The sequence below is a fragment of the Flavobacterium macacae genome (genome assembly GCF_003865365.1).
GTDB lineage: Bacteria > Bacteroidota > Bacteroidia > Flavobacteriales > Flavobacteriaceae > Flavobacterium > Flavobacterium macacae.
Genome location: NZ_RQVR01000003.1, coordinates 116,679 through 132,179, shown reverse-complemented (window position 1 = coordinate 132,179; position 15,501 = coordinate 116,679). Strand labels below are relative to the sequence as shown.

12 protein-coding genes are annotated in these 15,501 nt (G+C 35.8%); all 12 read left to right on the top strand.

All coding sequences use genetic code 11. The annotated features are described in order from the left end of the window. The first annotated feature begins 113 nt into the window (after positions 1 to 113). The gene (uvrA, locus tag EG849_RS03910) at positions 114 to 2,945 is read left to right on the top strand and encodes an excinuclease ABC subunit UvrA (protein WP_125011780.1); all 2,832 of its coding nucleotides are present in this window, start codon (positions 114 to 116) and stop codon (positions 2,943 to 2,945) included. A 23-nt stretch (positions 2,946 to 2,968) separates the two neighbouring features. Beyond that, entirely contained in the window at positions 2,969 to 3,694 is a 726-nt protein-coding gene (locus tag EG849_RS03905; protein ID WP_125011779.1) for an LOG family protein, read from the top strand. Positions 3,695 to 3,966: 272 nt separating this feature from the next. Next, positions 3,967 to 6,708, top strand: a complete 2,742-nt coding sequence (locus tag EG849_RS03900; protein WP_125011888.1) for a gluzincin family metallopeptidase — start codon at positions 3,967 to 3,969, stop codon at positions 6,706 to 6,708. A 394-nt stretch (positions 6,709 to 7,102) separates the two neighbouring features. After that, positions 7,103 to 9,508 (top strand): alpha-ketoacid dehydrogenase subunit alpha/beta, encoded by a 2,406-nt coding sequence (locus EG849_RS03895; protein ID WP_125011778.1) that lies wholly within the window; start codon positions 7,103 to 7,105, stop codon positions 9,506 to 9,508. A gap of 404 nt (positions 9,509 to 9,912) precedes the next feature. Next, the gene (locus tag EG849_RS03890; protein WP_125011777.1) at positions 9,913 to 10,998 is read left to right on the top strand and encodes a glycosyltransferase family 9 protein; all 1,086 of its coding nucleotides are present in this window, start codon (positions 9,913 to 9,915) and stop codon (positions 10,996 to 10,998) included. 90 nt (positions 10,999 to 11,088) lie between these two features. Continuing rightward, positions 11,089 to 11,727 carry a Rossmann-fold NAD(P)-binding domain-containing protein gene (locus tag EG849_RS03885; protein ID WP_125011776.1) on the top strand — a complete coding sequence of 213 codons (639 nt, stop codon included), beginning with the start codon at positions 11,089 to 11,091 and terminating at the stop codon, positions 11,725 to 11,727. Positions 11,728 to 11,972: 245 nt separating this feature from the next. Further along, positions 11,973 to 12,404, top strand: coding sequence for a lysozyme inhibitor LprI family protein (locus tag EG849_RS03880; RefSeq protein ID WP_125011775.1), 432 nt, complete (start codon positions 11,973 to 11,975; stop codon positions 12,402 to 12,404). Between the two features lie 36 nt (positions 12,405 to 12,440). After that, positions 12,441 to 13,448: an LLM class flavin-dependent oxidoreductase gene (locus tag EG849_RS03875; protein WP_125011774.1), complete on the top strand. Its 1,008-nt coding sequence runs from the start codon at positions 12,441 to 12,443 to the stop codon at positions 13,446 to 13,448. Positions 13,449 to 13,545: 97 nt separating this feature from the next. Beyond that, positions 13,546 to 13,704, top strand: a complete 159-nt coding sequence (locus EG849_RS15570) for a hypothetical protein (RefSeq protein ID WP_158611913.1) — start codon at positions 13,546 to 13,548, stop codon at positions 13,702 to 13,704. 69 nt (positions 13,705 to 13,773) lie between these two features. Beyond that, positions 13,774 to 14,451, top strand: coding sequence for a peptidoglycan DD-metalloendopeptidase family protein (locus EG849_RS03870; protein ID WP_125011773.1), 678 nt, complete (start codon positions 13,774 to 13,776; stop codon positions 14,449 to 14,451). 1 nt (position 14,452) lies between these two features. After that, positions 14,453 to 14,929 carry a hypothetical protein gene (locus EG849_RS03865; RefSeq protein ID WP_125011772.1) on the top strand — a complete coding sequence of 159 codons (477 nt, stop codon included), beginning with the start codon at positions 14,453 to 14,455 and terminating at the stop codon, positions 14,927 to 14,929. 46 nt (positions 14,930 to 14,975) lie between these two features. Further along, positions 14,976 to 15,449 (top strand): nuclear transport factor 2 family protein, encoded by a 474-nt coding sequence (locus EG849_RS03860; protein ID WP_125011771.1) that lies wholly within the window; start codon positions 14,976 to 14,978, stop codon positions 15,447 to 15,449. The last annotated feature ends 52 nt before the right edge of the window (positions 15,450 to 15,501 follow it).

The following is a 15,501-nucleotide window of genomic DNA, read 5'->3' as shown; positions in this document are numbered from 1 at the left end:
TCTAGCTTCAAAATTCCCACCTCTTTTTTTACACAAATTTTAAGTTTTTGACAAACAGTCTTTAACTAAAAATTAATTACAAAAACGTACCTTTGCTTTTTGCTAAAAAATCTATGCTAGATACTGAAAATACTATTGAAGTTTTGGGCGCACGCGTTCACAATCTTAAAAATATAGACGTTACAATTCCTCGTGAAAAGCTTGTTGTCATTACCGGACTTTCGGGTTCAGGAAAATCATCATTGGCTTTTGACACGATTTATGCGGAGGGCCAACGCCGTTACATCGAGACTTTTTCTGCGTATGCAAGACAATTTCTGGGCGGTTTAGAACGTCCTGATGTGGATAAAATAGACGGACTTTCTCCGGTAATTGCCATTGAACAAAAAACGACGAGCAAGAGCCCGCGTTCAACTGTGGGTACCATTACAGAAATTTATGATTTCTTGCGTTTGCTTTATGCAAGAGCTGGCGATGCGTACAGTTACGTGACTGGCGAAAAAATGGTTAGTTACAGCGATGAGCAAATCAAACAGCTGATCTTTGAAAATTTCGAAGGAAAAAGAATCAACATTTTAGCCCCGATAATCCGCTCCCGTAAAGGGCATTACCGTGAATTATTTGAACAAATCACGAAACAAGGATTTTTAAAAGTTCGAATCAATGGTGATATCAAAGATATTACGCCAGGAATGAAATTGGACCGTTATAAAACCCACGATATTGAAACAGTGATCGACAGAATGCTGGTTGAAAATACCCCTGAAAACGACAAACGTTTAGCAGAAAGCATCAAAACCGCAATGTATCACGGTGAAGATATTTTGATGATTATTGATCAAGATACGCAGGAAGCAAGATATTTCAGCCGTAATTTAATGTGTCCTACTTCTGGGATTTCCTATCCAAATCCGGAACCGAATAATTTTTCATTCAACTCTCCAAAAGGCGCTTGCGAAAGTTGCAACGGACTGGGAACGGTGAATGAAATCAATATGAAGAAGATTGTCCCAAATCCAAAATTGTCTATAAAACAAGGCGGTTTTGCACCTTTGGGAGAATATAAAAGTACTTGGATATTCAAGCAATTGGAAATTATTGGAGAAAAATTCAATTTCAAACTGACGGATCCAATTGAGAAAATTTCCGCGGAAGCGATGGAAGTGATCATGCATGGCGGAAAGGAAAAATTTGAGGTTTCTTCAAAAACTTTGGGCGTTACCAAAGATTACAAAATTGACTTCGAAGGAATTTCTAATTTTATCAAAAATCAATTTGACGAAAGCGGTTCTGCCACAATAAAACGCTGGGCAAAAGAATTCATGGACGAAGTAAAATGTCCGGTTTGTGAAGGTTCGCGTTTACGAAAAGAATCGTTGTATTTTAAGGTCAACGGTAAAAATATTGCCGAATTGACCGATATGGATATTTCTGATCTGGCCAATTGGTTTGAAGAATTAAATAAAGATTTAAGCGAAAATCAAAAGAAAATTGCCTCTGAAGTTGTCAAGGAAGTCAAGTCGAGGTTGAGCTTTTTGGTCAATGTCGGTTTAAATTATTTGTCATTAAGCCGTAGCTCAAAATCACTTTCTGGCGGAGAAGCACAGCGAATTCGTCTGGCAACGCAAATCGGTTCGCAATTGGTTGGCGTGCTGTATATTTTGGATGAACCAAGTATCGGTTTGCACCAAAGAGACAACGAAAAACTTATTCATTCTTTAGAACAATTGCGCGACATTGGAAACTCAGTTATCGTTGTTGAACACGACAAAGATATGATCGAACGTGCTGATTACGTGATTGACATTGGTCCAAAAGCGGGTAAAAATGGCGGTCAGATTATTAGCAAAGGAACTCCGGAAGAATTACTGAAAGAACACACTTTAACCGCTTCTTATTTAAATGGGGAAATGGAAATCGCGGTTCCGAAAAAACGTCGCGAAGGCAACGGAAAACTTTTAAAACTATCTGGAGCCACCGGAAATAACTTAAAAAATGTTTCGATTGAACTTCCTTTAGGGAAATTAATCTGCGTGACAGGAGTTTCTGGAAGCGGAAAATCGACGTTGATTAATGAAACATTGTATCCGATTTTAAATGCGCATTTTTTCAATGGCGTAAAAAAACCACAGCCTTATAAAAAGATTGAAGGGTTGGAACATATTGATAAAATTATCGACATTGACCAATCGCCAATTGGACGAACACCACGTTCAAATCCAGCGACTTATACCGAAGTTTTCTCGGAAATCAGAAGCTTATTCACCATGACTTCTGAAGCCATGATTCGCGGTTACAAGCCGGGACGTTTCAGTTTTAATGTCAACGGCGGAAGATGTGAAACCTGCGAAGGTTCGGGCGTAAGAACGATTGAAATGAGCTTTCTTCCAGATGTTTATGTGGAATGTGAAACCTGCCAAGGAAAGCGTTTTAACAGAGAAACTTTAGAAATTAGGTATAAAGGAAAATCGATTTCTGACGTACTGAATATGACGGTTGCCGAAGCGGTTCCTTTCTTTGAAAACATCCCTAAAATCTTTAGAAAAGTAAAAGCGTTGGAAGATGTCGGATTGGGCTATATTACTCTTGGACAGCAAAGTACCACACTTTCTGGCGGAGAAGCGCAACGCATTAAATTGGCAGGAGAATTATCTAAAAAGGATACCGGAAATACATTTTATATTTTAGACGAACCCACAACCGGACTGCATTTTGAAGACATCAGGGTTTTGATGGAAGTCATTGAAAAATTGGTTAATAAAGGAAATACGGTTTTGATTATCGAACACAATATGGATGTCATCAAATTGGCCGATTACATCATTGATATTGGTCCTGAAGGCGGAAAAGGTGGCGGACAGTTGATCGCCAAAGGAACTCCAGAAGAAGTAGCAAAAAATAAGAAAAGTTATACAGCTAAATTCTTGAAAAAAGAATTACTTTAGCAGGCTGAAAAATTTTAAGAAAGATGAAAAACGAAATATTCGAAAACGAAGACGATAGAATTCAAGAAGTTTTTAAACAAAAAACGTGGAACGAAATAAGAAGTAATGATTCTTGGGCTATTTTTAAAATTATGTCCGAGTTTGTAAACGGTTATGAAACAATGGGACGAATCGGTCCTTGCGTTTCTATTTTTGGCTCGGCAAGAACCAAAACAGACGATCCTCAATATTTATTGGCAGAAAAAATTGCTTATAAAATCAGTAAAGCGGGTTATGGAGTGATCACCGGCGGTGGTCCTGGAATTATGGAAGCTGGAAACAAAGGTGCTCATTTAGGTGGCGGAACTTCTGTTGGTTTAAATATTGATTTGCCTTTTGAACAGCATTTTAATCCCTATATTGACAAAGATAAAAACTTAAATTTCGACTACTTTTTCGTAAGAAAAGTAATGTTTGTCAAATATTCTCAAGGTTTCGTGGTAATGCCAGGAGGTTTTGGAACTTTAGATGAATTATTTGAAGCGATTACTTTGATTCAAACTAAAAAAATCGGAAAATTTCCAATCATTTTAGTCGGAAGAGATTTCTGGTCAGGCCTTATGGATTGGGTAAAAACGGTTCTTATTGAAAAATATGCAAACGTTTCTCCTGGCGATATGGATTTGATTAAAATAGTAGATAATGAAGATGAAGTGCTGACTGTTTTAGATAATTTCTATAAAAAATACAATTTGAGTCCGAATTTTTAAGAAAAGTTGTAAAGGTTCAAAGTTACAGAGTTGCAAAGTTTCTCTGTTTGTCACAAAAAACATACTAAAGTCGTCAGCACTGACGGCTTTTTTTATTTTAAGAAATCAAAAGCAACCATATGTTAGGAAATGTATCTTATAATAACTAAACTTGCTTTAGCGTTTTACCGTATATCATATAAAAATTTAAATTGAATACTTTCTTCAAACTTGTTCTCGGAATTTCCCTCCTTTTTCTTTCGGTGAAATTAAACGCACAGCATTCCATCAAGATGAATGTTGAAATTAATAATGAAGAAAAAACGGCTTATGTTCAGCAAGAAATTTCGTTTTACAACCAATCTGGCGATACCCTTTCTTCCATCATTTTAAACGATTGGAATCAGGCTTATTCGAATAAAAATACGCCTTTGGCTTCACGTTTTTCAGACGAATTTGTTCGAAATTTTCACTTGGCAAAGGAATCTGAACGAGGAAACACGAGCAATATCACGATTCTGGATCAAAACCAATCCTTCTTGCAATGGCATCGTTTTGAAAAACATCCCGATGTGATTGAAGTGAATCTTAGAACTAAAATCGGGCCTTACCAAAAAGGAATTTTGAAATTGACTTATGCTGTAAAACTTCCAAAAGACAAATTCACCAAATATGGCTGGGACGACAACGGAAATTATAATTTAAAAAATTGGTTCCTCACTCCTGCCCGATTTGAAAACCACGAATTTGTAAAATACAGCAACAATAACTTAGATGATATTTCTAACGGAGTTTCTGATTTCGAGGTCAATTTAACGGTACAGAATGCCCAAGTTACTTCAGATCTGGATGAAATTAGCGTTTCTAAAAAAAATTTAACTTCTACTTATATATTATCGGGAAAAAACAGAACTGATTTTAATGTATTCATCGAGCCAAAAACCACCTTTTACAGCTATAAAAATAGCGTGGTAAATGTGGAAACCAACTTAAAAGAAAATCGACTGAATGATATCCAGAAGGCGATTGTCATTGACCGCGTGGTCAATTATGTAAGCCAAAACATCGGGGATTATCCTTTTGAAAAAATTACGGTTTCGCAGACCGATTATGAACGAAGTCCGTTTTATGGGTTGAACCAGCTTCCGGCTTTTATCAGTCCATTTTCTGATGAATTTTTGTTTGAAATTAAGTTTTTAAAGACCTATTTGAATAATTACCTCAAGACCTCTTTGCGATTGAATCCGCGTTATGACAACTGGGTTTATGACGGAATCCAGATTTATATGATGATGAAATATATTGAAGAACATCATCCTGACAGCAAAATGATGGGTCGTGTGGCGCAATGGCGCTTATTGAAAAGTTATAATTTGACTACGATTGATTTTAACGAGCAATACAGTTATTTTTACATGCTGATGGCTCGAAAAAATTTAGACCAATCTCTCGGTGACCCAAAAAATGCCTTGATCAAATTCAATGAACAGATTGCCAGCAAATACAGAGCCGGATTGAGCCTTAAATACTTGGATAACTATCTTGAAAATGATGTAGTTGAAAAAAGCATTCAGCAATTTTATACTCTAAACCAGCAAAAGCTAACCACTAGAAGTGATCTGGAATCCCTTCTAAAAACAAATGCGGATAAAGATATCAATTGGTTTTTCAAGAACATTATTGATTCCCGAAACATCGTAGATTATAAATTTACAGAGGTGCGGAAAACCAATGACAGCGTGACTTTCACGATCAGAAACAAAACGAATACTGTCGTTCCGATTCCTATTTATGGAGTAAAAAAAGGCGAAGTTGTTTTCAAAAAATGGCTTGATAATATTAAAAATGATTCCACAATCACGTTGCCTCGAAACGATGCAGACAAAATTGTTTTGAACTATAAGAACGAAGTTCCAGAATACAATCTCCGAAACAATTGGAAATCTTTAAAGGGTTTTTTATCGCAAAATCGTCCGGTAAAATTCAATTTTATGAAGGATTTGGAAGATCCCTATTACAACCAAATTCTGTATGTGCCCACGGTTTCTTACAATTTATATGACGGAATTTCGCCTGGAATGCGCTTTCACAATAAAACCATTTTAGACAAGCCGTTTACCTTTGACATCAACCCAATTTATTCGTCAAAAACGCAATCACTTTCAGGCTCGTTTGGCTTTAGCGTCAACCAAAACAACCGCGATGCTGAGCTGTATAATATTCGCTATAATATGAACGGCTCTTACTTTCATTACACGCCTGACGCGACGTATTTAAAGTTGACGCCGTCGGTAAGCATGCGCTTCCGTCCAGATGATTTTCGCGATAATCGCAAACAAACCGTGCTTTTCAGGCAAGTGATTGTAGATCGTGAAAAGTCGATGTATGACGTCGAAAAAACAGAAAACTACACCGTTTTTAATGCCAAATATTTCAATACAAAAACCGAAGTAACCAACCATTTCAACTTCAATACTGACTTACAATTGTCTGGAAAATTCGGGAAATTTACTACTGAATTTGAATATCGAAAACTATTTGACAGCAACCGCCAGATTAATTTCCGCCTCTTTGCCGGAACCTTTATTTACAACAAAACCGACACCGATTTTTTCAGTTTTGCATTAGACCGCCCGACCGATTATCTTTTTGATTACGGCTATTTGGGACGTTCTGAAAGTACCGGAATTTACAGCCAGCAGTACATTATTGCCGAAGGCGGTTTTAAGTCGAAGCTCACAAATCCCTTTGCCAACCAATGGATGACCACCTTTAACGCCAGCGCCAGCATCTGGAATTGGATCGAAGCCTATGGCGATGTCGGGTTTTTAAAAGACCATTCCAGCAATCCTGAATTTGTGTACGACAGTGGCATCCGGCTGAATTTGGTCACCGATTATTTCGAGCTTTATTTCCCGATATATTCCATTAACGGTTGGGAAATCTCACAGCCCAATTACAACGAAAGAATTCGATTTATCATTACCATAAGCCCAAAAACACTGACAAATTTGATTACCCGAAAGTGGCTTTAATCTTTTTTAGAAGCCAATCCAGCTATCCGTTACAAGCTCTTGCGCAAAAATCTTTTTTTCTGCGCCACAAAAGTAGCTTCCGTTGGGCGCTCTTTTCCGGCAAGAAAAAATAGCTTTCTTGCACAATAGGCTTTCCCCTGCTATCTGGGCTAAAAATCAAAACAATAACTAAAAATCAGGCCGTTACAGTAAATAAGACACATTCTTAAAAACTTGGGATAATAGAATAACCGGAATAAAATTACACATAAAATAATTTTAAAAGGCTTTTACTGATTATACTTCATTAAAACCCCTTTATTCAGTAAATCGATTGCACATAATTAAATCATTGCTATTTTGTTTTATACGATTATTTGACTAAATTTGTTTTCCATACAAAGAAATTTCATTTATGACACATATAGCTTCCAAAAAAGAACTTTCGTTTGAAGATTTCAAAACAGAAATACTAAATGACTATAAAATTGCCGTAACCAGTAGAGAATGCAGTCTTTTAGGAAGACGTGAAGTCTTGACAGGAAAGGCTAAATTCGGAATTTTCGGCGACGGAAAAGAAGTACCGCAATTGGCAATGGCCAAAGCATTTAAAAATGGAGATTTTCGTTCAGGATATTACCGCGACCAGACTTTTATGATGGCAATCGGCCAAATGTCAATTCAGCAATTTTTCGCGGGTTTATATGGCCATACAGATATTGACCATGACCCGATGTCTGCGGGACGCCAAATGGGCGGGCACTTTGCAACGCACAGTTTGAACGAAGACGGTTCTTGGAAAAATTTGGTGATGCAAAAAAATTCAAGTTCAGATATTTCTCCAACCGCTGGCCAAATGCCACGTTTGTTAGGTTTGGCGCAAGCTTCAAAAATCTACAGAAACGTTACGGGAATCAATAACAAAACCAATTTCTCCATCAACGGAAACGAAATCGCTTGGGGAACCATTGGAAACGCAAGTACTTCTGAAGGCCTGTTTTTTGAAACGATCAACGCTGCCGGAGTTTTGCAAGTGCCAATGGTCATGAGCGTTTGGGACGATGAATATGGAATTTCTGTTCACGCAAGACATCAAACCACTAAAGAAAACATCTCTGAAATCTTAAAAGGTTTTCAAAGAGACGCTGAAAATAAAGGATACGAAATCATTCGAGTGAAAGGTTGGGATTATCCAGCATTAATCACGGCTTACGAACAGGCTTCGCAAATTGCAAGAGAAGAGCACGTGCCGGTTTTGATCCACGTTCAAGAACTGACGCAACCGCAAGGACACTCTACTTCAGGTTCGCACGAGCGTTACAAAAATGAAGAAAGATTGGCCTGGGAAGCTGATTTTGATTGTCTTCGCCAGATGAAATTGTGGATGATTGCTACTAACATGGCTTCGCCGGAAGAATTAGAAGAAATTGACAATGCCATTAAAAAAGAAGTTCTTGAGGGTAAAAAAGCCGCTTGGAACGCTTTTGTAGAACCAGTCAAAAATGAACAAAAGGAATTGATTTCAATTTTGGAAACTATTGCAAATTCAAGCGATAATAAAGTTTTCATAGAAAAATACAGCAACGAATTAAAGGCGATCAAGGAGCCGATTCGTAAAGATATTTTGTCAACTGCCCGAAAAGTTTTGCGAATTATCGTAAAAGAAAACGGCAGAAACCAATTGGCAAAATGGATTGAAAAGTACACCGAAACCATACAAAAGAAGTTCAGTTCCAATCTATTTTCTGAGTCTGATAAAAATGTTTTCTCTGTAAAAGAAGTGCTTCCAACGTATGACGAATCTGCTGAACAGGTGGATGCTCGATTAATCATCCGTGATAATTTTGACGCTATTTTTAGCAAATATCCAGAGACTTTGGTATTTGGTGAAGATGCCGGAAACATTGGCGATGTGAACCAAGGTTTGGAAGGAATGCAGGAAAAATACGGGGAACTTCGTGTTGCCGATGTAGGAATTCGCGAAGCAACAATTCTTGGGCAAGGAATCGGGATGGCTTTGAGAGGCCTGCGCCCGATTGCTGAAATTCAGTATTTGGATTACCTTTTATATGCCATCCAAATTATGAGTGATGACTTGGCGACTTTGCAATACAGAACTCGAGGAAAACAAAAAGCACCGCTGATTATCAGAACACGCGGACACCGTTTGGAAGGTGTTTGGCATTCTGGCTCACCAATGGGAATGATCATCAATGCGATTCGTGGAATTCATGTTTTGGTTCCGAGGAATATGACAAAAGCAGCAGGTTTTTACAATACATTGTTGGAAACTGATGAACCGGCTTTGGTTGTAGAATGCTTGAACGGTTACCGATTGAAAGAAAAAATGCCTACCAATATGGGCGACTTCAAAACGCCAATTGGTGTTGTGGAAACCTTAAAAGAAGGAAAAGATATTACTTTGGTGTCGTATGGTTCTACTTTAAGATTGGTGGAACAAGCTGCCAAAGAATTATTAGAAGTCGGAATTGACGTAGAAATCATTGACGTTCAATCGTTATTGCCTTTTGATGTGAATCACGATATCGTGAAGTCTTTAGCAAAAACCAACCGTCTTTTGGTAGTTGATGAAGACGTTCCTGGTGGAGCTTCAGCTTATATTTTGCAAGAAATTTTAGATGTTCAAAACGGCTACAGACATTTGGACAGCAAACCAGAAACTTTGGCTTCTAAACCACACCGTCCAGCGTATGGAACGGATGGAGATTATTTTTCGAAACCATCTGTGGAAGATATTTATGAAAAAGTATATGCGATCATGAGCGAAGTGAACCCTTCCAAGTATCCGAGCTTGTTTTAAATAATTAAATTCTTATTTATTATAGAAATCCCAATCAATGATTGGGATTTTTTTTTACAGTTATGCCTAAAATTAGAATATATATAGTAATAAAAAATAGTATACTTTATAAAAAATATATTTTATTTCAAATTAGAAACGAAATTGATTTAAATCATTAAATATTCATTAAATAATCACTAAAACATTCACAAATCAAGTTGTATCTTTACTCTATATTAACATTAATACCCTATTTTTCTATTTATATTGGTCTTTCAAATATTTAGAATTTTAGCACATAAATATTTCCAAATAAAATTTGAACTTTATTAATAATTTAAAGGTCTTATTTTAGTTGTTGGATTATATTTGATAAAAATTGCATCCAAAACTACTAACCAACCAAAAAAAATAGATTGCGAATGAAAATTCCAAAAATAGTAAACCGTGTCAGAAGACAATTAATGCAAGGTCTGACCAAAAACATAGGTAGGAAGTCTGAAATTACAAAATTTGATAGTGACCAATTGCCTGAAATCCAAAAGATCTTGATCAGTAGGCCCAATGGTCGATTAGGAAATCTGTTGCTTATTACCCCTTTATTACAAGATGTTATTGCAACATTTCCGGAAAGCAAAATTGATATTTTAGTAAAAGGCGGCCTCGCTCCTATTCTTTTTGAAAACTATAAAAACGTCGATAAAATTATTCAGCTTCCTAAAAAACCTTTTAAAAGTTTACTAAAATATATAGCGAGCTGGATTTCATTGAGAAGAAAAAAATATGATTTGGTAATCAATGTCAGCAAAAATTCTTCCTCAGGCCGATTATCCACAAAGCTTTCTAATGCAAATTTTAAATATTTTGGAGATGCTATTGATGAAATTAAAAATGAGGACCAAATGCATATTGCAAAATATCCCGTGTATAATTTAAGGTTATTTTTAAACAGGCTCGGTTTTCCTGAAAATAAAAAACCAATTCCTTCTCTTGATTTAAAATTAACTTCTGAAGAAATTACATTAGGTAAAAAGGCTTTACAAAAAATTGTAAAAAATGACCGCAAAACAATTTGCATCTTTACTTATGCCACAGGCGAAAAATGTTATTCGGAAGAATGGTGGCAAATTTTTTATACTTCTTTAAAAGAAAAATACACCGAATACAATATTATTGAAGTTTTACCCATAGAAAATATTTCGAGAATCAATTTTAAAGCACCTACATTTTACAGCAAAGATGTTCGAGAAATCGGAGCACTGATAGCCAATACCAAGGTATTTATTGGTGCTGATAGCGGAATTATGCATTTAGCTAGTGCCGTTCACACGCCTACTGTCGGATTATTTTCAATTACTGAACCTGAAATTTACGAACCTTACAACAATCGTAGCATAGGAATAAAAACATGTAATTGTTCTATGGATGATTTTATGAAAGTAGCCGCAGGCGTTATGGCAATTGGACTTCGAATGTTGGTTTTTGTCGAAACTCAAATAGTAGTATAACTTTCAACATTATTTAAAATAATCTTAAAGTAAATCGAAGTTCGGACATTTTTTTGAGGTTTTACGTAAATTTAAGTAAAACCCAAAATTATGATCATAGCAATCGCTGGCGCCACAGGACTTACTGGATCTTACTGTCTTGAATATCTTCTGCTTCAATTAAAAATAACCAAAGTAATTTCTATTGGAAGGAAATCAACAGGAATTCAAAATCCAAAATTAGAAGAAGTTATTTTAGAAGACAATAAGCTCAACACCAAAGTTGTAGCCGATGCTTTTATATGTTGTTTAGGAACTACAATTAAAAAGGCAGGCTCAAAAGAAGCCTTTTCTAAAATTGATTTGGAATTACCCCTTTATTTATCGAATCATTTATATCAAAACGGATGTCAAACCGCCGCTGTAATATCAGCCATGGGAGCTGACCAAAATTCTACTTTTTTCTATGCTAAGGTAAAAGGAAAAATGGAAAAGGAGATGCAAAAAATTGGTTTTGAAAGCTTATCTATTTTCAGGCCGGCAATTATCGATGGCCAAAGAAAAGAGAAAAGGTTGGGGGAAAAAATCGGACTAGCAGTTGCAAAATTTCTAAGTCCATTTTTGTTTGGTTCCTTAAAAAATTACAAGCCAATTCACGCAAGAATAATCGGAAGATCACTAATGACTGTTGTTTTTTTAAAAAAAGCGGGGGTAAGAATTTACGATTCCCAAGAAATTAAGCAGATTTAAATTCTCATATATTTTTTTCAAAACAGATATTCATAGAAGAATATCCATTTAATCACTGTCAATAGTTTATAACTTAAAATTGTCAAAACTTACAGATTTGACCAATTTCCATCGCGCTATCATCTTTAAAATTGTAGTGGTGGAATAAAAAATTATTAAGCTTTAAGTAAACTTTATAAAAAATATAACAACTAAGAGATGTCCAAAAAAGTTCTAAAAATTAATTGTTCCGTATCTTTACAATTATGAAAAACACCGCTAAACTCCTTGCACTATTTTTTACTGTATTCACATTTTCTCAAGAAAAAATAACACATAAAATTGATCTAGAATTAAAGAATTGTTTAACTGCGGAAGAAAACAAATCGACCGCCGCGATGTCACAATGCCTTAATGACGCGCTTGCTGAATGGGACTTAGAATTAAATGCCACCTATAAATTGCTGCAGACCAAATTAGATTCCAAAGCAGAACAGAAACTTAAAGATTCACAGCGCCAATGGATAAAATTCAAGCAAAAAGAAGTTGAATTAATTAATGCAACCTATGGCAAAGCCAACGGCACTATGTGGCAGGTTATTAAAATGGACAAGATTTTAGAAATTACCCGAAATCGAACCCAGAAATTGCAATTACTGCTTGTTGATTTAAATAAATTATTAAATTTCATAATCTAAAAGCAATAAAAACATATAGTTACGCATCATTACATTATGAAAAAAATCAAATTAAGCATTCTTGACCAATCCCAAATACGACGAAATGGAACTGCAAAACAGGCGCTTAATGATTCAGGCGAACTAGTTCAATTGGCTGAAAAATTAGGCTACACGCGCTATTGGGTTTCAGAACATCACAATTTCAAGATGCTTGCCGGAACTGCTCCAGAAGTACTTATTCCTTATCTTGCTTCAAAGACTACCAAAATAAAAGTGGGTTCTGGCGGAATAATGCTTCCCAACCACAGTGCTTTTAAAGTAGCAGAAATTTTTGGCTTACTGGAAACTTTATATCCAAACCGAATCGATCTTGGCGTCGGCCGCGCTCCAGGCGGCGACAGGATGTCTTCTTATCTTTTAAATCCTTCAAATGCTTTTAGCGAAAAAGAATATTACCAACAATTAACAGATTTGAAAGGTTTTTTACGCCACGAAGAAACTCCGGAAACTGTTCACGAAAAAGTAAAATCCTATCCAAAACCAGATGTTATTCCTAATTTGTGGATTTTATCGTCAAGTGGCGGAAGCGCTCGATTTGCGGCACATTTTGGAATCGGGCTTTCATTTGCGCAATTTATAAATCCGGATGGCGGCGCTGAAACAGCTGCTTTTTATCGTGAAAATTTCAAGCCTTCGCCAGAATTAAAAGAACCGAAAGTAAACGTAGGTATTTTTGCTTTTTGCTCTGAAAATGAGCAAAAAGTAAAAGATTGGATTACTGAATTTGATTACAGGCTGTTGCACATTGAATCAGGTGCGTCAGGAGAACTACCTTCTCTTGAAGAAATTAAAGCAATGAAATACAATTTAAATCAAAAAGCAAGAATCGCATATAACAAAGGGAGATATATTGCCGGAAATCCAGAAAAATTAAAGGCTTCCATTGAAAAGATCGCAACTGATTATCAGACCGATGAAGTGATGGTTGCTACAATTTGTGATGATTTTGATGATCGAAAAAAATCGTATGAACTGCTGGCAAAATTATTTTTAGAATCATAATTAATTCCCAAAATGATACTTTTTGGTTGTAATTTTCCGTTAAAAACAGTAAATTCAAAATTGATTTACCGATAAATTCCAACTAAAACCCATCAAGATGAAAAAGTCACTTCTCATTTTAGGACTGTTAATTCTAATTTTCAGTTCTTGCAAAGAAAATATGCCAAATCCTGCGCCAACCACCCCTCCTGTTACTAATCCAGTGCCGACTCCTGATCCTAAAACGCAATCATTGGAATCGGCTGAAATACAATAAAGCACTTCCATTTCAACAGCACCAAAACCATAAGCAACAGCAAATTAAATTGTATTCCAAAACCAATATATGGCACCATTCGAAAATTTAATAACCCAGCTTACTGATGTAAAAGTTATCGCTCCCGGCATTTCTTATGCGGATTATGTTGCTATAGATTTATCCGATAAAAATCCTGACCTGAATAAAGAACTTTTGTCAGACGCCGCAGCTTTTGAAAATTACATCGAAAATTATCTAGCAAAAAAAAATGCTTTAGTTGCATTTGGAGGTTACAATGAAATTAGAAATCTGTACAAAAGGAGCACGATTTTCAATGGCGAAGATTTTGACGAAAGAAATATCCACATCGGCTTAGACCTTTGGATAAAGGAAGGAACCGATGTCGTAGCTGCTTTGCAAGGCACCGTTCACAGTTTTAACTTCAATAATTTGCTGGGCGATTATGGACCGACAATTATTTTGGAACATCAATTGGAAGATGTAAAATTCTATACATTATATGGCCACCTTTCTCTTGAAAGTATTTCAAATCTCGAAATCGGAGACCAATTTCAAAAAGGCGAGAAAATTGGAACGCTGGGAAATGCAAGCGTCAATGGAGGATATTCGCCCCACTTACATTTTCAAATAATTAAAAATATCGATCAAAATTCTGGAGATTATCCCGGAGTCTGTAGCAAAAATAAATTAGCATATTATCTCGAAAACTGTCCTGATCCCAACCTACTCTTAAAAATAAATTAAAATGAAAAAAGTAATTTTACTTCTAATGGCCGTAGCTTTTTTAAGCGCGTGTAAATCAAAATCAACAGGAATTTTTAATTCAACTAAAAAACCAGACATCGAAGTTTTAGCTTCTGAAGAGATAAATCCAGCTTTAAAATCAAAAGCATACGGATTGGGAAAAAGAATCTTGAACACTTGCAATACTTCAAAATTCAAACCTTTTACAACTCAGGAAGCCACAGATAAGGTGATTCAAAACACAACTTTAGAAAGATTATCAAGCACTTGTTCGAAATATTTATTAAAATACGGACAATTTAAAGACATTCAATTAGTAGAAGTAATTAAAAATAATAAAGATAATTCCCATATTTTTAGATATAAAGCCGAATACCAAAGAAAATTTATTCAAAAAGAATTGCAAGTAACGATGAACGACGAAAACAAAGTAGCGGCCATAAAATCAACCGATTGGACGGATGTTTATGTGCCGTAATTTCTATAATTATTTTGTGTATTTTTAAATTCTAAACAAGCGCCGAATGAATACCCACGAACAAATTATCGAAGAATTTTATGCTGCTTTTGCATCGCAGAATCCTGAAACAATGGCAAGTTGCTACCATCCCGATATTGTTTTTGAAGATCCCGCGTTTGGAAAACTGCACGGAAAAGATGTTGCTGACATGTGGCACATGCTTATTGACCGCGCAAAAGGAAACCTTCACATTTCTTTTTCAGATATCCATGCAAATGATAAAAGCGGTAATGCAAAATGGGTAGCGAAGTACCATTTTGCAAAAACAAATAGAAATGTTGTCAATAAAATTCATGCCTATTTTGAATTTAAAGACGGACTGATCATCAAACATAACGATCATTTTGATTTTCATACCTGGTCCAAACAAGCATTAGGAATAACTGGCATACTATTAGGCTGGAGCTCTTTCCTTCGCAAAAAAGTGCAAAGGCAAGCGCTTGAATCCTTAAGAAAATACCAACAAAAAACGCTGTAAATTAACAAACATTTAAATTGAAATGAGCTGTAATTGCTTAATTTTAAGGAAA

Bases quoted from the DNA above. Each gene is read 5' to 3' on its own strand.
- uvrA (WP_125011780.1), top strand. From the start codon at position 114: ATGCTAGATACTGAAAATACTATTGAAGTTTTGGGCGCACGCGTTCAC.
- EG849_RS03905 (WP_125011779.1), top strand. From the start codon at position 2,969: ATGAAAAACGAAATATTCGAAAACGAAGACGATAGAATTCAAGAAGTT.
- EG849_RS03900 (WP_125011888.1), top strand. From the start codon at position 3,967: ATGAATGTTGAAATTAATAATGAAGAAAAAACGGCTTATGTTCAGCAA.
- EG849_RS03895 (WP_125011778.1), top strand. From the start codon at position 7,103: ATGACACATATAGCTTCCAAAAAAGAACTTTCGTTTGAAGATTTCAAA.
- EG849_RS03890 (WP_125011777.1), top strand. From the start codon at position 9,913: ATGAAAATTCCAAAAATAGTAAACCGTGTCAGAAGACAATTAATGCAA.
- EG849_RS03885 (WP_125011776.1), top strand. From the start codon at position 11,089: ATGATCATAGCAATCGCTGGCGCCACAGGACTTACTGGATCTTACTGT.
- EG849_RS03880 (WP_125011775.1), top strand. From the start codon at position 11,973: ATGAAAAACACCGCTAAACTCCTTGCACTATTTTTTACTGTATTCACA.
- EG849_RS03875 (WP_125011774.1), top strand. From the start codon at position 12,441: ATGAAAAAAATCAAATTAAGCATTCTTGACCAATCCCAAATACGACGA.
- EG849_RS15570 (WP_158611913.1), top strand. From the start codon at position 13,546: ATGAAAAAGTCACTTCTCATTTTAGGACTGTTAATTCTAATTTTCAGT.
- EG849_RS03870 (WP_125011773.1), top strand. From the start codon at position 13,774: ATGGCACCATTCGAAAATTTAATAACCCAGCTTACTGATGTAAAAGTT.
- EG849_RS03865 (WP_125011772.1), top strand. From the start codon at position 14,453: ATGAAAAAAGTAATTTTACTTCTAATGGCCGTAGCTTTTTTAAGCGCG.
- EG849_RS03860 (WP_125011771.1), top strand. From the start codon at position 14,976: ATGAATACCCACGAACAAATTATCGAAGAATTTTATGCTGCTTTTGCA.